The sequence below is a fragment of the Devosia sp. LjRoot16 genome (assembly GCF_964252795.1).
Classification (GTDB): Bacteria; Pseudomonadota; Alphaproteobacteria; order Rhizobiales; family Devosiaceae; genus Devosia_A.
The window spans coordinates 17587-33831 of sequence record NZ_CAXUPH020000003.1 but is presented as its reverse complement, the minus strand read 5'-3'; the positions used below and the strand labels follow the sequence as shown (position 1 = coordinate 33831).

Annotated in this window: 17 protein-coding genes; 8 read left to right on the top strand and 9 right to left on the bottom strand. The window is 66.9% G+C overall.

Going from position 1 to position 16245, the window contains the following annotated elements:
- Positions 1-34 precede the first annotated feature (34 nt).
- The 4 genes from ACSQ23_RS14570 to ACSQ23_RS14555 all read right to left on the bottom strand — a co-directional run bounded on the left by ACSQ23_RS14570 (position 35) and on the right by ACSQ23_RS14555 (position 4085).
- Positions 35-1195, bottom strand: a complete 1161-nt coding sequence (locus ACSQ23_RS14570; RefSeq protein WP_436091051.1) for an MFS transporter — start codon at positions 1193-1195, stop codon at positions 35-37.
- 25 nt (positions 1196-1220) lie between these two features.
- Positions 1221-1979, bottom strand: a complete 759-nt coding sequence (locus ACSQ23_RS14565; RefSeq protein WP_436091050.1) for a DeoR/GlpR family DNA-binding transcription regulator — start codon at positions 1977-1979, stop codon at positions 1221-1223.
- Between the two features lie 61 nt (positions 1980-2040).
- Positions 2041-3414, bottom strand: a complete 1374-nt coding sequence (locus tag ACSQ23_RS14560; RefSeq protein WP_436091049.1) for a sensor histidine kinase — start codon at positions 3412-3414, stop codon at positions 2041-2043.
- The gene (locus ACSQ23_RS14555; RefSeq protein ID WP_055881498.1) at positions 3414-4085 is read right to left on the bottom strand and encodes a response regulator transcription factor; all 672 of its coding nucleotides are present in this window, start codon (positions 4083-4085) and stop codon (positions 3414-3416) included. Before ACSQ23_RS14555 ends, ACSQ23_RS14560 begins: the two co-directional genes overlap by 1 nt.
- Positions 4086-4275: 190 nt before the next feature.
- On the opposite strand from ACSQ23_RS14555, the gene ACSQ23_RS14550 reads away from it, so the two are divergent.
- The 8 genes from ACSQ23_RS14550 to cysW all read left to right on the top strand — a co-directional run bounded on the left by ACSQ23_RS14550 (position 4276) and on the right by cysW (position 11759).
- A complete protein-coding gene (locus tag ACSQ23_RS14550; protein ID WP_055881497.1) occupies positions 4276-5343 on the top strand; it encodes an ABC transporter substrate-binding protein in 1068 nt (355 codons plus the stop codon).
- Between the two features lie 237 nt (positions 5344-5580).
- Positions 5581-6531: a Bug family tripartite tricarboxylate transporter substrate binding protein gene (locus ACSQ23_RS14545; RefSeq protein ID WP_055881495.1), complete on the top strand. Its 951-nt coding sequence runs from the start codon at positions 5581-5583 to the stop codon at positions 6529-6531.
- Between the two features lie 8 nt (positions 6532-6539).
- Positions 6540-7073, top strand: coding sequence for a tripartite tricarboxylate transporter TctB family protein (locus tag ACSQ23_RS14540; RefSeq protein ID WP_055882524.1), 534 nt, complete (start codon positions 6540-6542; stop codon positions 7071-7073).
- Entirely contained in the window at positions 7073-8590 is a 1518-nt protein-coding gene (locus tag ACSQ23_RS14535; RefSeq protein WP_436091048.1) for a tripartite tricarboxylate transporter permease, read from the top strand. Before ACSQ23_RS14540 ends, ACSQ23_RS14535 begins: the two co-directional genes overlap by 1 nt.
- A gap of 92 nt (positions 8591-8682) precedes the next feature.
- Complete coding sequence (locus tag ACSQ23_RS14530) at positions 8683-8838, top strand: hypothetical protein (RefSeq protein ID WP_197421256.1); 156 nt, start codon at positions 8683-8685, stop codon at positions 8836-8838.
- A 184-nt stretch (positions 8839-9022) separates the two neighbouring features.
- Positions 9023-10021, top strand: a complete 999-nt coding sequence (gene cysP, locus ACSQ23_RS14525) for a thiosulfate ABC transporter substrate-binding protein CysP (protein WP_436091047.1) — start codon at positions 9023-9025, stop codon at positions 10019-10021.
- A gap of 66 nt (positions 10022-10087) precedes the next feature.
- Positions 10088-10933, top strand: coding sequence for a sulfate ABC transporter permease subunit CysT (gene cysT, locus ACSQ23_RS14520; protein WP_436091415.1), 846 nt, complete (start codon positions 10088-10090; stop codon positions 10931-10933).
- Positions 10920-11759, top strand: coding sequence for a sulfate ABC transporter permease subunit CysW (cysW, locus tag ACSQ23_RS14515; protein ID WP_407065061.1), 840 nt, complete (start codon positions 10920-10922; stop codon positions 11757-11759). Before cysT ends, cysW begins: the two co-directional genes overlap by 14 nt.
- Before the next feature lie 41 nt (positions 11760-11800).
- On the opposite strand, the gene ACSQ23_RS14510 is transcribed toward cysW, so the two are convergent.
- The 5 genes from ACSQ23_RS14510 to trpC form a co-directional block, all read right to left on the bottom strand.
- Complete coding sequence (locus tag ACSQ23_RS14510; protein ID WP_436091046.1) at positions 11801-13186, bottom strand: MFS transporter; 1386 nt, start codon at positions 13184-13186, stop codon at positions 11801-11803.
- Between the two features lie 88 nt (positions 13187-13274).
- Complete coding sequence (gene cueR / locus ACSQ23_RS14505) at positions 13275-13721, bottom strand: Cu(I)-responsive transcriptional regulator (RefSeq protein WP_055881481.1); 447 nt, start codon at positions 13719-13721, stop codon at positions 13275-13277.
- A gap of 63 nt (positions 13722-13784) precedes the next feature.
- Complete coding sequence (locus ACSQ23_RS14500) at positions 13785-14990, bottom strand: molybdopterin molybdotransferase MoeA (protein ID WP_055881477.1); 1206 nt, start codon at positions 14988-14990, stop codon at positions 13785-13787.
- Positions 14987-15451, bottom strand: a complete 465-nt coding sequence (moaC, locus tag ACSQ23_RS14495) for a cyclic pyranopterin monophosphate synthase MoaC (RefSeq protein ID WP_055881475.1) — start codon at positions 15449-15451, stop codon at positions 14987-14989. Before moaC ends, ACSQ23_RS14500 begins: the two co-directional genes overlap by 4 nt.
- Positions 15451-16242 carry an indole-3-glycerol phosphate synthase TrpC gene (trpC, locus tag ACSQ23_RS14490; RefSeq protein WP_055881471.1) on the bottom strand — a complete coding sequence of 264 codons (792 nt, stop codon included), beginning with the start codon at positions 16240-16242 and terminating at the stop codon, positions 15451-15453. Before trpC ends, moaC begins: the two co-directional genes overlap by 1 nt.
- Positions 16243-16245: the final 3 nt, after the last annotated feature.

Here is a 16245-nt window from a genome sequence, read left to right as displayed (position 1 = left end):
GGCGGCGGTACAATACACACAGACGTGCGATCCGCTATTTCGCGACCTTGTAGCTTGCCGCCACCATCAGCATGGCGGCCGAGAGCAGCACGAAGGCGAAGGGCAGGGTGGTGAGGTGTGCCACGAAGCCGATCAGCGCGGGCCCCGCGAGTAGCCCGAGATAGCCGAGTGTGCTGACCGCGGTGATCGCGAGGCCGGGCGACATGTCCCTGGTACGACCCGCGGCCGAGAACAGCACCGGTACGAGGTTGGAGGCGCCGACGCCGACGAGGAAATAGCCGACGAGCCCGGCATGAGCCGAGGGAACCAGCAGCACCACGGCGAAACCGATGGCGCCGATCAGGCCGCCAAACAGGATGACGCGCCGCTCGCCCAGGGCCATCCGGATACGATCACCGGCGAGCCGTCCGCCGGTCATCGCCACGGCGAAGGCGGCATAGCCAAGCCCGGCAAGGCCGATATCGGCGCCGCGTACAGAGGTGAGGAACACGGCACTCCAATCGAGCACCGAGCCCTCAGCGAGGAAGGTCAAGAGGCACAGGATGCCGAGCAGCAGCACGCCGCCCTTGGGCAGAGCGAACAGCGGCGACTTCTCCTGCCCATTGTCGCCATAGGGCAGCAGCCCGCCCAGCGACAAGCCAACCAGCAGCAGCGATACGACGCTGACGACGATAGCCGCCACCAGCGGCGACAGGCCGCCGAGCGCCAGCAAGGCGCTCATGCCACCGGCCCCGGCGATGCCGCCGAGGCTGAACAGGCCGTGGAAGCCTGACATCATCGGCCGGCCGCTGTCGCGCTCGACCATCACCGCCTGGATGTTCATCGCCACGTCAACCGTGCCCAGGGAGGCGCCGAAGACGGCGATGGCAACGGCCATGCTGAGCCAGCTGTCGGCGACAGCGAGGAATGGGAAGGCACCGATCATGATCACCGAGGCGACGGCGATCACGGCGCGGCAGCCCCACCTGGCAGTCAGGATGCCGGTGATCGGCATGGCAAGAATCGAGCCGAGACCCAGGCACAGCAGCAACAGGCCGAGCGCGCCTTCATCGAGGCCGAGGCGGAGTTTGGCCAAGGGCACCAGCGGCGCAAAGCCGGCCATGACGATGCCGACCACGAGGAAGATCACCCGGGTGGCGAGCTGTTCCCGCCGGCCGGAGGGGATACGGTCAGTGGCGAATGCGAGAGTGGTCACGGCGGAGATCCAGTGCGGCTTAAAGTCAGGTGGCGTGGTGGACGGTGGTGCCTTGGGCGGCGAAATCTCCGAGCAGGCCGGGATCGGCATCGCCTTCGACCACCAGGTGGGTCAGCGCTTCAGGCCTCGCGACCCGGAATGGCGCAGCGAGGCCAAGCTTGTCGGCAGTCGCGGCGACCACCAGGGCGCGGCTCTGCATCACCATGGCGCGCTTCACTTCGGCTTCGACGGCATCAAGGGCGGAGACGCCGAACGTCAGGTCGATGGCGCAGGTGCCGAGAAAGACCAGATCGGCATAGATGGCCTCGACCGCCTCGACGGTGGTGTTGCCGCTGACGCTGCCGAGTTCGCCGTTGTAGATGCCGCCCAGCATGATGATGGTGACCTGCTGGTGGTCAGCGAGCGCCGCGGCGATGGCGGGAGCGTTGGTGACCACCGTCAGCTCCATGCTGCGCGGGACGGCACGGGCGATGGCGTAATTGGTGCTGCCGGCATCGATGAACACGGTGTGCCGCGGCTGCAGCAGTTTTACCGCCTCGGCCGCCAGGCGGGTCTTGGCATCGGCGTCTTTCTCCACCCGGGCCGAAATCGGCAGCGCCACCGGCGCCGGGGCAAGGGCGCCGCCATGGACGCGCCGGCAGTAGCCGGCCTTGGCCAGTTCGCGCAGGTCGCGCCGGACGGTGTCCTCCGACACGCCGAACCGCGCTGCGAGTTCGTTGGCGACGACGCGCCCATCGCTCAGCAGCAAGGCGCGGATCACATCGTGGCGTTCATCGGTGAGCATGTGCGACTCCGTGCGTGATTATGCACGATATTGCACGAAGACGCACGAATGACAATTGTCGCTAGGGCTGGTCCGCAATCGGGAGGCGGAGCTGCACGCGGAAACCACCGCCTGGCGGTGAGGCGACGCTCAGCTCACCGCCGAGCAGTTGAGCAATTTCCTCGACGATGGGCAGGCCGAGGCCGGCGCCAGGTTTGTCGCTGTCACCGCGGCTGAAGCGCTTCTGCACTGCGGCCAGCTGCTCGGGCGCAACGCCTTTGCCGGTATCGGCAATCTCGAGCAGCACATCCTCCGCGGCGGCGACGCGAACCGTTGCCTCGGCACCCGGGCCGGCATAGGCGATAGCGTTCTCGATCAGGTTGCTGAGCAGTTCGCCCAGCAGCATCGGGTCGCCGCGGACCAGGGCAGGGCCGTTACCGTCAAAGCCGAGGTCGATCTCGGCCGCATGGGCGCGGACGACGTAGTCGCCCGTGCGATCTCGTGCAAGTTCGTGCAGATCGACGACTGGGAACTGCAGCCGATCTGAGGCGGCCTCGTCGATGCGGGCGAGCAGCAGCAGCTGCGCCAGCACGCGCTCGGCGTGCACCACCGCGGCATCGGCGGTTCGCGCCGCCTCGCGCGCTGCGGCCGGCGTATCGGCGCGAAGCGCCAGCGCCAGCTGTGTGCGGATGATGGTGAGCGGGGTGCGGAGCTGGTGGCTGGCATTACCGGTGAAGTGTCGAAGCGCCTCGAGCGCTGCCGACAGCCGGGTCATGAAGGAGTTGATGGTGTCGACCAGCCCCTGCACCTCACGTGGCACCTGCTGCTCGATCGGGCTGAGGTCATCGAGGGCGCGGCGCGAGATGGCGTCGCGCAAGCGGTAGAGCGGAGCGAGGGAGAACCCCACAGCGAGCCAGAGGATCACCGCCGCGGCGAGAATCAACAGGGCCAGGCGGATGGCGGAGCGCACCAGCAGCGTCTGGGTCAGCTGCGTGCGGGCGATGGTAGTTTCGGCCACCGTGACGGTGAAGGGGATAGCACTGACGCCTGACGACGCCGCCCGCCGCAGCACCGCAACCCGGATCGGCTCACCGCGAAAGCTGGCGTCGGAATAGGCGATGTCGGCCGTCGCGACGTCGGAGGTCGGCAGCGTCTGGTAGCCGGTGATGAAGCCTTCTGGGCCGTCGACGCGGTAGAACACCCGGTCCTGCGCCGCTGAGGTCAGCATTTCCAGCGCCACATAGGGCACGTCGACCTCGAGCGCCCCGTCCTCGGTGACGATCACCCGCTCAGCGATCGCCAGTACCGAGCCGGCGAGCACCCGATCTGACAGCGAGGTGGCGGTGTCGCGGGCCTCGCGCCAGGTGTCGACCACCGCCAATGCCGCGACGGCGAGCAGCGCCACCATCAGCCAGAGCAGCAGGCGCCGGCGCAGCGAGTAGGGCCGCGTCATCATCAGTCGGCGATCCGGTCGAGATAATAGCCAAGCCCGCGCGCCACCCGCACGGTGAGGGCGTAAGGCGCGAGCCGGCGGCGGAGGCGCGAGATGTACTGCTCGACCGCGTTCTCGCTGAGGTCGTCGTCGAAGGCGGCGAGCGATTCGATGATCGATTGCTTGGCCACCACCTTGCCGGCCTTGTGCAGCAGCGTTTCGAGCACGCTCAGCTCGCGCGCCGGGATGTCGAGCGTCTGGCCGAAGGCCGACAGGGTGCGCGATACGGTATCGAGCTCGATGCTGCCAAAGGCGATACTCGAATTGTGCAGCCCGGCCTGGCGGCGCAGCAGCACGCGGATGCGGGCCTCCAGTTCCGACACTTCGAATGGCTTGGTCATATAGTCATCGGCGCCGAGGTCGAGGCCGCGCACCCGTTCGTCGAGCGCCCCGCGGGCGGTGAGGACCAGCACCGAAGAGGGGTTGCGGCGGCCCCGCATGCGCCGGAGCACGTCGAGCCCATCCATTTCAGGCAGGCTCAGGTCGAGCACCACCAGATCGAAGGTTTCGGTCGTGAGCACCGCGTCGGCCGAAACACCGTCATGCACCACATCGACCGCATAGCCGGCGACGCGCAGCACCGCGGCGAGGCCATCGGCCAAGGTCCGGTTGTCTTCCACCACCAAGATACGCATCACTCGCTCCCCGCGCCCACGGTAGAGCGAGATCAGGAAAAGTTGCAGACTTTTCCGGTTCGATCGCGCGACCAATACAAAAGACCCTGAGCAAGAGCGCGGTCGGAGAACGCGATCTTGCTCAGGTTTGAGCGTGGCGCGTTGCCCATAGCCCTTGTGGAGCGGGCAGGGGAGCGGGCATGGTCGCGCCATGCTGCGTCTGTTTGCCATCCTCCTGCTGCTCGTCACGTCTCCGACCCTGGCCCAGGGGATGAAGGTGTTTCCGGCGCTCGGTGGAGCGGCCGAGGCGCGGACGGTGACGGTGTATTCGTCGCTCGACGAGCCGCTGGCGCGCCCGATGATCGCAGCGTTCCAGGCCGCTAATCCCGATATCGCCGTGGCCTACGAAGACCTGCAGACCGTCGATATCTACGACCGGGTCGTTGCCGAATCCGATGCCGGGGCCCCGACCGCCGATTTCGCCTTTTCCTCGTCGATGGACCTGCAGGTGAAGCTGGCCAATGATGGCTATGCGCAGGAGAGCAGCGTGCCGCTATCGGCGAGCTGGCCGCGTTGGGCCAACTGGCGCAACACCGCCTATGCGCTGACCTACGAGCCCGCGGTGTTCATCTACCACAAGCCGAGCTTTGCCGGGTCGAAGCCGCCGTCGACGCGGGCCGAGCTGATCCAGTACCTCGAGGCCAATGCCGATGCGATCCATGGCCGGATCGGCACCTACGACATCGAGCGCTCCGGCGTCGGCTTCATGTTCTTCTCGCGCGACCAGGAGCAGTATTCGGACCTCTGGACGCTGGTCGGCGCCATGGGCGCGGCGGGGGTCAAGCTCTACTCGACCACCTCGGCGATCGTCGACCGCGTCGCCGACGGCCGGTTCGTCTTCGGCTACAACATCCTTGGCTCCTATGCCGCCGAGGCGGCGGCGCGGAACCCCGATCTCGGCATCGTCCTGCCGGCCGATTACACCATCGTCACCTCGCGCATCGGGCTGGTGCCGAAGGCCGCGGCCAACCCGGACCTGGGCCGTCGCTACCTCGCCTTCTTCATGTCGGCCGAGGGTCAGACGATCATGGCGCAACAGCTGCAGATCGCGGCGCTCAACCCCAGCGTTACCGGCGACAACACCGCCAACGCCATGCAACTGGCGCTCGGCAACCAGCTCCGGCCGGTGCCGGTCAGCCCCGGGCTGATGGTCTATCTCGATCAGGTAAAGCGAGCCCGGCTGATCCGGCGCTGGAACGACGCGCTGAGCATCCAGTAGGTAGGGCGCACCCGTCGTCTGGGAGAGGGCGCGTCAGCTTCACGACAGCTTGCTGTGCTCTGGTCCAGCCTGGCCGAGGCGCAACAGCGTCCGGTCGAGGAGTCTGGGAGGACCCCCGCAGTTTTGATCAGCGTTGCCGCAACCCCGCGGCAGCCCGCGCTGTTTCATCGCGGGGTATTCCCCCTGGATCGAAATAACGACGGTCGGCGTTGCGTCGGCCGCATTGGAGGACAAGCAATGAAGCATCTCGTCGCGACTGCCTTGCTGGCGGGCGCCTTGGCGCTGCCCACCGCGGCCTTTGCCGCCGACTATTCGATCATGGCGCCTGCCGCGCCCGGTGGCGGCTGGGACCAGACCGCCCGCTCGATGCAGGAGGCGCTCACCGCCGAGGGCATTTCCGGCAATGTGCAGGTTACCAATGTGCCGGGCGCCGGCGGCACCATCGGCCTCGCGCAGTTCGTGCAGGAGGCCAATGGCAACCCGTCCAAGCTGATCGTCGGCGGCTACGTGATGGTCGGCGCGATCCTCACCAACAAGGCGCCGGTGACCCTCGACGCGGTGACGCCGATTGCCCGGCTCACCGGCGAGTACGAAGTGATCGTCGTGCCGGCGGCTTCCGACATCCAGGACCTCGCCGGTCTCGTCGCCAAACTGAAGGCCGATCCCGGCTCGGTGTCGTGGGCTGGCGGCTCAGCTGGCGGTACCGACCACATCACCGCCGGCCTCTTTGCCAAGGCCGTCGGCGTCGACCCGAAGCTCGTCAACTACGTGGCCTTCTCGGGTGGCGGCGAAGCGCTCGCCGCCGTGCTCGGCAGCCAGGTGACGGTGGGTATTTCAGGCTATGGCGAATTCCAGTCGCAGGTGGAAGCCGGTGCGCTACGCGTCATCGGGGTTTCGTCGCCCGAGAAGGTGGCCATCATCAACGGGCCGACCTTCAAGGAAGGCGGCGTTGACCTGGTGGTGCAGAACTGGCGCGGCGTGTGGGCCGGTCCTGGCCTCAGCGCCGAGCAGACCGCCGCGATCGGCGCCGATATCGAAAAGTTGGTGAACTCGGCTTCGTGGACGAAGATCCTCGAGACCAAGGGCTGGAACAACACCTACCTGGCCGGTGACGCGTTCAAGACCCAATTGGCCACCGAGATCACCTCCACCGAGGCAATTCTCAAGGACGTCGGTCTCGTGCAATGATCGAGCCCATGGCTCAGGCAAACAAGCAGCGCCGCCCTGACTGGGCGGCGCTGGTCATCGCTGCGGGTCTGTTGGCTCTCGCGCTGCTGGTTGCGTGGGACGCCTCGCGGCTGGGCGCCGGTGGCGCCTATGCCCGGATCGGACCGCAGACCATTCCCTATGCGATCGCCATCTGCCTTGGCGGCCTCGCCATCTGGACCGCAATTGCCGCCTATCGGCACGATTTTCCCGAGCGCGAGCAGCAGGATTTTCCGCCTGTACTGTGGATCGTCGGCGGACTTGTCGCGCAGATGGCGCTGATCAAGTTCACCGGCTTTTCGATCGCGACCGGCATCCTGTTCGCCATGACGGCGCGGGGCCTGGGCAAGGTTTCACTGCCGCTGGCGCTGCTGAGCGGCATCCTCATTTCGGGCTTCGTCTGGTTCGTGTTCGCCCGCCTGCTGCAGCTGACGCTGCCCGCCGGTCCGCCCGAGCAGCTGTTGATCCAGGGTTTTGACCTCATCACCGCGCCGTTCAAGGCCGCTCCGGGGAGCGCCAGCTGATGGATACCTTCGCCCTGCTGCTGCAGGGGCTTTCGGTTGCGATCCAGCCGATCAACCTGTTGTACGCCCTGGTCGGCGTGACGCTCGGCACCGCCGTCGGCGTGCTGCCCGGCATCGGGCCGGCGACCACCGTGGCACTGTTGCTGCCGGTCACCTACAAGCTCGATCCCGCCGGGTCACTGATCATGTTCGCTGGGATCTACTATGGCGGCATGTATGGCGGCTCGACCACTTCGATCCTGCTCAACACGCCCGGCGAAAGCGCCTCGATCGTCACGGCGCTCGAGGGTAACAAGATGGCCAAGGCGGGCAGGGGTGGTCCAGCCCTCGCCACCGCGGCCATCGGCTCGTTCGTTGCCGGCCTGACCGCCACCATCGCGCTCGCCTTCCTCGCCCCGTGGGTGGTGAAGTTCGCGCTTGCCTTCGGGCCGCGCGAGTATTTCGCGCTGATGGTGCTGGCTTTCGTCACGGTCTCGGCGGCGTTCGGCGATTCCGCCCTGCGCGGGCTGACCTCGCTGTTCATCGGCCTGACGCTGGGGATCATCGGCATTGACCTGCAGACCGGGCAGGCGCGGCTGAGTTTCGGCATTCCCGACTTGCTCGACGGGGTGGAGGTCACGACGCTGGCCGTCGCCATGTTCGCTATCGGCGAGACGCTGTTCGTCGCGGCACAGGGCAAGCGCGCGCCCGAAACGGTGGAGCCGGTGCGCGGCTCCTTATGGATGAGCGCCAAGGACTGGGCCCGGTCGTGGAAGCCGTGGCTGCGCGGCACCGTTATCGGCTTTCCGATCGGCGCCATGCCGGCCGGCGGCGCCGAGATCGGCACGTTCTTCTCTTATGCGGCGGAAAAGAAGCTCTCCAAACACCCAGAGGAGTTCGGCCATGGCGCCATCGAAGGCGTGGCGGGACCGGAAGCGGCCAACAACGCGTCGGCTGCCGGGACCCTGGTGCCGCTGCTGACACTGGGGCTGCCGACCTCGGCGACCGCGGCGATCATGCTGGCCGGCTTCCAGCAATACGGCCTGCAACCCGGGCCGCTGCTGTTCACCTCGAACCCGCAGCTGGTCTGGGGCCTGATCGCCAGCCTGTTGATCGCCAACCTGATGCTGATTGTCCTCAACCTGCCGCTGATCGGGCTGTGGGTGAAGCTGCTCACCATCCCGAAACCCTGGCTCTATGCCGGCATCCTGCTGTTCGCGACGCTCGGCACTATCGGCGCCAACCCGTCGGTGTTCGAGCTCGGCATGCTGCTGGCCTTCGGCCTGCTGGGTTATGGCTTGCGGCTGTTCCATTTCCCGATCGCTCCCGTAGTGGTGGGGCTGATCCTCGGCCCGATGGCCGAGCAGCAGCTGCGGCGGGCGCTGGCCATCTCGCAGGGCGATGTGATGGTGCTGTTCACCTCGCCGATCTCGGCGACGCTGCTGGCGCTGGCGGCGCTGGCGCTGATCGTGCCCCTGATCCTCAGGGTGCGCGGCAAGGGCGAAGTGCTGGCGGCGGTTGCTGCCGACAACGACTGACGCCTGCAACACACGCATGGCTTGCCTGCCTCCCCGCCCACTGCCGGAGGCAGGCAAGCCTTCCCATTTATGGGGGACGAAAGGACCTCCAGATGACCCGCAAGCCCAGCCTTCTCCGTGACGTCTTCAGCATTTTCGGTGCTGCCAATGCGGCCGCTGCCGCGACGCAGGCCGGCCGCGTTCCGACCGCCCGCGACCTGCGTACCCTGGGCATCGAGCCCAAACAGTTCCGCGCCATCGGTCGCTGACCGGCCAAGGCGCTGGAAATGACGTTGCGCGCGGCACCGGTCCCGCGCAACGCGATGCTCTTTGCCTCGCCCGAGGGGAATAAGTCCTCCGGATCAACGCACTAGGCTTTGACGCGGGCTGCCAACTTCGTCTTTCTCGCCTCACCGAATCCTCGGTTCATTCCGATTTTTCCGCTGGGGCATAATGAACAAGCTTTTCACCGCGGCCGTTGCCGCCATTCTCCTGGGGACCGCGCCGGTGCTGGCGCAGACTACCGAGATCCTCAACGTCTCCTATGACATTTCGCGCGAGCTGTTCGATGCGGTGAACGCCAAGTTCGTCCCGTCCTACAAGGCCTCGGTCAACGCCGACGTGAAGGTCAACCAGTCGCATGCCGGCTCGTCCAAGCAGGCCGGCCTGATCCTCGAGGGGCTGGAAGCCGATGTGGTCACCTTCAACCAGGTGATCGACGTCGATACGCTGGCCAAGGGCGAGTTCGTAACCGCGGACTGGAAGTCGAAGTTCGCCAATAACGCCTCGCCGTTCTACTCGCTGCCGGCGTTCCTCGTGCGTGAGGGCAACCCCAAGGGCATCAAGGACTGGGCCGATCTCGCTAGCGACGACGTCAAGATCATCTTCCCGAACCCCAAGACCTCGGGCAATGGCCGCTATACCTATCTCGCCGCCCGCGCCTGGGCGACCGAGGCGTTTGCCGGCGACGAGGCCAAGATCGAAGAATACCTGAAGAAGGTGTTCTCGAACGTTCCGGTGTTCGAGACCGGCGGCCGCGCCGCCACCACGACGTTCGTCGAGAACAAGATCGGCGACGTGCTGATCACCTTCGAGGCCGAAGTGCTCGGCACCATCAAGCAGCTCGGCGACGACCAGTATGACGCGGTGATCCCGTCGGTGAGCCTGCTGGCCGAATTCCCGGTCGCCGTGGTCGACAAGGTGGTCGACAAGCGCGGTACCCGCGAGATCGCCACTGCCTACCTCAACTACCTCTATTCGCCCGAGGGCCAGGACATTGCCGGCGCGCTGTTCCACCGCGTCCACGAGGCGTCGGCAGTCGAAAAGTACAAGGCGCAGTTCCCCGAGGTGCGCCTGGTGACGGTCGAGGACGTGTTCGGCGGCTGGGACAAGATCAAGGCCGACCACTTCGCCGAAGGCGGCCTGCTCGACAAGGTGTTCGTCAACCAGTAGGGCCGGGCCTTGACCAGCCTCGATACGGCGCGGGAAGCACCCCGCGCCATTGCCTTTGGAACGCGCCTGCCGAAGGCGCGAAAGCCCGGTCGCAGGCATCTGCTGCCGGGCTTCGGGCTGACCTTCGGCATCACGGCGCTCTATCTCGTCCTGATCGTGGCGCTGCCGCTCGCGGCGATGCTGCTGAAAACCTTCAGCCTCGGCTGGCCGGAGTTCTGGCGCATCGTCTCGTCGCCACGGGCGATTTCGGCCTATTGGATCACCTTTTCCTCCGCCGCCGCAGCGGCCATGTTCAACGGCTTTTTCGGCCTGCTGCTGGCCTGGGTGCTGGTGCGCTACGAGTTCCCCGGCAAGCGGATCATCGATGGACTGGTCGACCTGCCATTCGCGCTGCCCACCGCTGTCGCCGGCCTCGCACTGGTGACGCTGTTCGGTCCGGCCGGCTGGTATGGACAAATCCTCGTGCCGCTCGGGGTCACTGTCACCCACGCGCAGCTTGGCATCATCGTCGCCATGGCCTTCACCTCGCTGCCCTTCGTGGTGCGTACGGTGCAGCCGGTGCTGGAGGACATTCCCGAGGATGTGCAGGAGGCAGCCCGGCTGCTCGGCGCGACGCCGTTCCAGGTGTTCTCGCGGGTGATCCTGCCGCTGATCCTGCCGGCTTTCACCACCGGTGTGGTGCTCTGCTTTGCCCGCGCCATCGGCGAGTTCGGCGCCGTGGTGTTCATTGCCGGGAACCTGCCGGGGATGACCGAGATCGTCTCGCTGCTGATCTTCATCCGGCTCGACGAGCACAATTACCCGGCCGCCGCCGCGCTCGCGACCGTGCTGCTGGCGACTGCGTTCGTCACCCTGTTCCTTACCAACCTGCTTCAGGCCTGGCAGCTCCGCTATGCAGATAAATCCCGCTGACGCGTCGCTCCCGGCCGATCCGCGCCGCCCGCAATCCGCGGTGGCGTGGGGGCTGATCGGGCTCGCCTACCTGATGGCCGGCGCCGTGCTGCTGGTGCCGTTGCTGCTGATCGTCGTCACCGGATTTCGCGAAGGCGTCGGCGTCTATCTCGCCAACATCGTCGAACCCGAAACGCTGCACGCGATCTTTCTCACCGTGCTGGCGGCGATCGTCGTGGTGCCGATCAATGTCGGGTTCGGCATCGCCGCCGCCTGGCTGGTGACGCGCTACGAATTCCGCGGCAAACGGCTGCTCATCACCTTCATCGAGATCCCGTTCTCGGTGAGCCCGATCGTGGCTGGTGTGATCTACCTGTTCCTCTATGGCGGGCAGGGGCTGCTCGGCCCGCTGCTGGCGCAGTTCGACCTCAAGCTGATGTTCACGGTGTGGGCGATCTTCCTCGTCTCGCTGTTCGTCACCTCGCCGTTCGTGGCGCGCGAGCTGATCCCGCTGATGCAGCAGCAGGGCGGCGAAGACGAGGAGGCGGCGCTGTCGCTCGGCGCCAACGGCCGGCAGATCTTCTGGCACGTAACGTTGCCCAACATCCGCTGGGCGCTGCTCTATGGCGCGGTGCTGTGCAATGCCCGGGTGATCGGCGAGTTCGGCGCGGTGTCGGTGGTTTCGGGCGCCATCCGCGGCCAGACCAATACGCTGCCGCTGCAGATCGAGCTCTTGTTCAACGATTTCAACGTCACCGGCGCCTTCGCCGCCGCCTCGACGCTGGCGCTGCTGGCCGTGCTCACCATCGTCCTCAAGTCGGTGCTCGAGCGGAAGACCAGGCACTAGCGGTGGAGTGAGGCCCGGCGCCGACGCCGGGCCCGTTCTCGCTACTCCGCGGCTGCCGCCTGCGTGGCAGGGGTGCCGCTGATGAGCAGCAGCGCGGCCAGCGCGGCGACCGCCGCGACGATCATCGCCCCGAAGAATGCCGCCTGGAAGCCGGCCAGCAGGTCTGAGCCGCTTCCCGCCGCCACCGCCACCATGGCGGCGAGGCCGATGGCCGAGCCGACCTGATAGGTGGTGCTGATCAGGCCAGAAGCGAGCCCGGTCTGCTCGGGGCGTGCGCTGGACATGCCGGCCATGGTGGCCGGGATGTAGGCCAGCGCCATGCCCAGCGCGGCCAGCAGCGAGGCTGGCAGCACGTCGACCCAGAAGTCACCGTCGGCGGGCACGCGGGTGAACAGGAACAGCGCAACGGCCATGGCGAGCAGGCCGGCCACGAGGTTGGCCTTGATACCGAAGCGGCCGACCAGCCGGCCCGACAGCCAGACCATCAGCACCATGATGGTGATGGTCATCGGCACCAGCGCCAGGCCGCTATAGAGCGCCGACAGCCCCAGCACCTGCTGCAGGTAGAGGTTGAGGTAGAACCACAGCGGAATCCACGCCGCGCCGAGCAGCGCCATCAGCAGGTTCGCAGCCGCGAGGTTCGGGGTCGCGAAGATCGAAAGCGGTAGCAAGGGCTGCCGGCCCATGGCCTGCAGCACGACAAAGCCGACGAACAGCAGCGCCGCCACACCGAGCAGGGTCAGCGTCGTGGGCGATGACCATTGTCCCGGACCGGTGGTGACGATGGCATAGACCGCCAGCGACAGCGCACCGGTGATGGTGATGGCGCCGAGCCAGTCGATCCGGCCGGTGCCGCCATGCACCCGCGGCAACAGGGCAGGGGTCAGCAGCAGCACCAGCGCGCCGAGCGGCACGTTGACGAGGAAGGTCCAGGGCCAGCTCAGCCACTCGGTGATGACGCCGCCGAGGAACACCCCAGCGGTGCCACCGGCAGCGGCGGCGGCGCCCCAGACACCGAACGCCTTGCCGAGCTCGCGACCATCATGCGCGAACAGCTGCATCAGCAGCACCAGCGCCGACGGCGCAATCAGCGCTGCGCCAACACCCTGGATGGCGCGGCCGGCGATCAGCATGGCCTGAGAGCTCGCGACACCAGCCAGAATCGAGGCCGCGGTCAGGATGACGAAGCCGAGCGCGAACATGCGGCGCGCCCCGAACACGTCGCTCAGCTTGCCGCCGAGCAGCAACAGGCCACCAAAGGCGACGACATAGGCGTTGAAGATCCAGCTGAGGTTCTCGGGCGAGAAACCGAGCTGGGTCTGGATCGCCGGCAGGGCGACGCCGACGATCGAGGTATCGAGAATGACGATGAACTGGGCGGCGCTCAGCAGCGCGAGGCCCCACCACCGCCGTGGATCGGGTTGCATTGGAAAGGTCCTTTCGACTGGTCCGGCGCGGGAGTCGCGCGGCATCGATCGAGGTGCCTAAGGGTTCCAATGTTTGGAGGGTCAAGCCTCAGTGCAACTGCGCGATGCCGAAGCGCGGGCGGTTTGCCGGACGGCCCGAAGACGGCACGGCAGCGGCGATCTTCTCGATGATCGGGCAGCTCGGCCGGTCATCGCCGTGGCAGGTTTCAGCCAGGTGCTGCAGCGTCTCGCTCATCGCGGCGAGGGCGCGCGCCTTCTCGGCCAGTACCGCGATATGCGCGCGGGCGATCGCCTTGACGTCGGCGCTGGCCCGGTCGCGATCGCGCCACAGCGTCAGCAGGTCGCGCATCTGCTCGACCGAGAAGCCGAGGTCACGAGCCCGATTGATGAAGCGCAGCGCATGCAGATCGTCGTCGAGATAGACCCGGTAGCCGGACTCGGTCCGGTGCGGGGCGGCGACCAGCCCGATCGATTCGTAGTAGCGGATCATCTTGGTGGAGATGCCGGTGGCCTTCGCGGCCTGTCCGATGTTCATCCAATGCCTCCTTGTCAGCAGGAGGCGGATACACCTTCCCATGATGGGAAGGTCAAGTCCGGGTCAGCCCCAGCTGAGCGGGATCACGTCGACGATCTCGCCCGGCGGCACGCCCGGCGAATCCTCAGGCACGACGATCAGTGCGTCGGCCAGCGCCAGCGAGGTCGAGTGGCTCGAGTCGGTTTCGAAGATCGGCTCGACCTGCAGGAAGCCGATGTCGTTGCGGCTGAGTGTCGCCCGCATGAAGTGCCGGCGCGGCCCATTCGGCGGCAGGCCGAGCAGGGTGGGGACGCCAATGCGCGGCCAGAACGGATCGATGTGGCCGGTGAGCGCTCTGAGCGCCGGCTTCAGGATCACGGTGGCCGTTACCAGCGCCGAGACTGGGTTGCCCGGCAGGCCGAACACCAGCGTCTTGCCGCGGGTGCCGAACATCAGAGGCTTGCCCGGTCGCATCCTGAGCTTCCAGAAATCCACCTCGACGCCCAGGTCGCGCAGCACTTCCTGGACGTAATCGCGCTCGCCAACGCTGGCACCGCCAGTGGTGACCAGCATGTCGACGCCCTGGTCGAAGGCGCCGAGCAGCGCCGCCTCGAGCTTATCCTTGTCGTCGGCGACGATGCCGAGGTCGATCACCTGTTCGGCCCAGGGCGCCAGCAGCGGGATCAGCCCGTAGGTGTTCGAGGCAATGATCTGGTCCGGCCCGAGCGGCGTGCCCGGCGCTACCAGTTCGTCGCCGGTCGCCAGCACGGCTATCCGGGGTCGGCGCGTCACGGTCAAGGTCGGGTGGTTGGCCGAAGCGGCGAGGTTCAGCATTGCCGGGGTCAGCGCCACACCCGCCGGCAGCAGCTCGGCGCCGCGCTTGAAGTCAAAGCCCTGCTTGCGGACGCTCTGGCCGGGCTTGGGCACCTTCTCGAAGCTGATCTGGTTGCCCTTGGCCGTCGCTTCTTCCTGCATGATCACCGCATCGGCGCCGATCGGCAACGGCGCGCCGGTGAAGATGCGGACGCACTGGCCATGCTCCATCATGCCGACGAAGCGGGCACCGGCCTGCGAGGTGCCGGCCAGCTTCAGCGGCTGGCCCGGCACCACCTCGGCGGCGCGTACGGCGTAGCCGTCCATGGCGCTGGCATCGAACGGCGGCTGGCTGTGACGCGCCACCAGTGGCTGGGCGAGCACGCGGCGATGCGCGCGGACCAGCGGCAGCGCCTCGCTGCCGAGCTTGGGCAGCTTCCTGAAGATCCGCTCGATGGCTTCGTCGACCGGCATCATCGGTGGAAATCACCCGACTTGCCGCCCGATTTCTCCTCGAGCTGGATGGAGGTCACCCGCATGGCGCGATCATGCGACTTGGCCATGTCGTAGAGGGTCAGCGCGGCGACTGAGGCCGCCGTCATCGCCTCCATCTCGACTCCGGTCTGCGCTGTGGTCTCGGCGGTCGCCGTCACCAGCAGGGCAGGGCCGTCGCCTTCGATCTCAACGCTCACCTTGGTCAGCGGAATCGGATGGCAGAGCGGGATCAGCTCGGAGGTTTTCTTGGCCGCCATGATGCCGGCGACGCGGGCTACGGCCAGGGCATCGCCCTTCTTCAGTTCGCCGCCAAGGATCAGCGCCACTGTCTCGGGCTTGGCTTCCAGCCGCGCTGTCGCCACCGCCCGGCGGCGAGTCGTGGCCTTGTCGCCGATATCGACGATATGCGCTTCCCCCCGCTGGTTGAGGTGGGTGAGCGCCATCAGCCGTGCAGCAGCTTGATGGTTGCGGCGGTGACGTCGTCCTGGCGCATCAGGCTCTCGCCGACGAGGAAGGTGCCGATGCCGGCATGCTCGAGCTTCACCAGGTCGGCATGGGTGTTGACGCCGCTTTCCGACACCAGGTGCACCCCCTGCGGCACGCCGCCGGCGAGGGTCACCGAGGTGTTGAGCGTCGTCTCGAAGGTGCGCAGGTTCCGGTTATTAATGCCGATGAACTCGGCATTCAGCCCCAGCGCCCGATCGAGCTCGATCTGGTCGTGCACTTCCACCAGCGCATCCATCCGCCACTCCTCGGCGGCGTCGAGCAGGTAGCGCGCGGTGTCGTCGTTGACCGCGGCGAGGATGATCAGGATGCAGTCAGCGCCCCAGGCGCGGCTCTCGGCCACCTGGTAGGTCTCGAACAGGAAATCCTTGCGCAGCACCGGGAGCTTGGTGGCGTTGCGCGCCTCGATCAGGTAGCCCGGCGCGCCCTGAAAGCTCGGGCGATCGGTGAGCACGGATAGACAGGAGGCGCCACCCAGTTCATAGGCCCGGGCGATCTCGGCTGGGTTGAAGTCGGGACGGATCAGGCCCTTGGAGGGGCTCGCCTTCTTCACTTCGGCGATCAGCGCGAACTGGTTGTCAGCCCGCTTCTTTTTCAGCGCCGAGAGGAACCGCCGCACCGGAGGCGCGTCATGCGCTTCGGCGACCACCTCGTTCCAGGGGCGGAGGGTCTTCGCCGCGGCGATTTCCTCGCGTTTGTAGATTTCGATCTGGGAGAGGATGTCGGACATGGG

Bases quoted from the DNA above. Each gene is read 5' to 3' on its own strand.
- ACSQ23_RS14560 (WP_436091049.1), bottom strand. From the start codon at position 3,414: ATGATGACGCGGCCCTACTCGCTGCGCCGGCGCCTGCTGCTCTGGCTG.
- ACSQ23_RS14555 (WP_055881498.1), bottom strand. From the start codon at position 4,085: ATGCGTATCTTGGTGGTGGAAGACAACCGGACCTTGGCCGATGGCCTC.
- ACSQ23_RS14530 (WP_197421256.1), top strand. From the start codon at position 8,683: ATGACCCGCAAGCCCAGCCTTCTCCGTGACGTCTTCAGCATTTTCGGT.
- cysP (WP_436091047.1), top strand. From the start codon at position 9,023: ATGAACAAGCTTTTCACCGCGGCCGTTGCCGCCATTCTCCTGGGGACC.
- moaC (WP_055881475.1), bottom strand. From the start codon at position 15,451: ATGGCGCTCACCCACCTCAACCAGCGGGGGGAAGCGCATATCGTCGAT.
- ACSQ23_RS14550 (WP_055881497.1), top strand. From the start codon at position 4,276: ATGCTGCGTCTGTTTGCCATCCTCCTGCTGCTCGTCACGTCTCCGACC.
- cueR (WP_055881481.1), bottom strand. From the start codon at position 13,721: ATGAACATCGGACAGGCCGCGAAGGCCACCGGCATCTCCACCAAGATG.
- ACSQ23_RS14535 (WP_436091048.1), top strand. From the start codon at position 7,073: ATGGATACCTTCGCCCTGCTGCTGCAGGGGCTTTCGGTTGCGATCCAG.
- ACSQ23_RS14540 (WP_055882524.1), top strand. From the start codon at position 6,540: ATGGCTCAGGCAAACAAGCAGCGCCGCCCTGACTGGGCGGCGCTGGTC.
- ACSQ23_RS14545 (WP_055881495.1), top strand. From the start codon at position 5,581: ATGAAGCATCTCGTCGCGACTGCCTTGCTGGCGGGCGCCTTGGCGCTG.
- trpC (WP_055881471.1), bottom strand. From the start codon at position 16,242: ATGTCCGACATCCTCTCCCAGATCGAAATCTACAAACGCGAGGAAATC.
- ACSQ23_RS14565 (WP_436091050.1), bottom strand. From the start codon at position 1,979: ATGCTCACCGATGAACGCCACGATGTGATCCGCGCCTTGCTGCTGAGC.
- ACSQ23_RS14510 (WP_436091046.1), bottom strand. From the start codon at position 13,186: ATGCAACCCGATCCACGGCGGTGGTGGGGCCTCGCGCTGCTGAGCGCC.
- ACSQ23_RS14500 (WP_055881477.1), bottom strand. From the start codon at position 14,990: ATGATGCCGGTCGACGAAGCCATCGAGCGGATCTTCAGGAAGCTGCCC.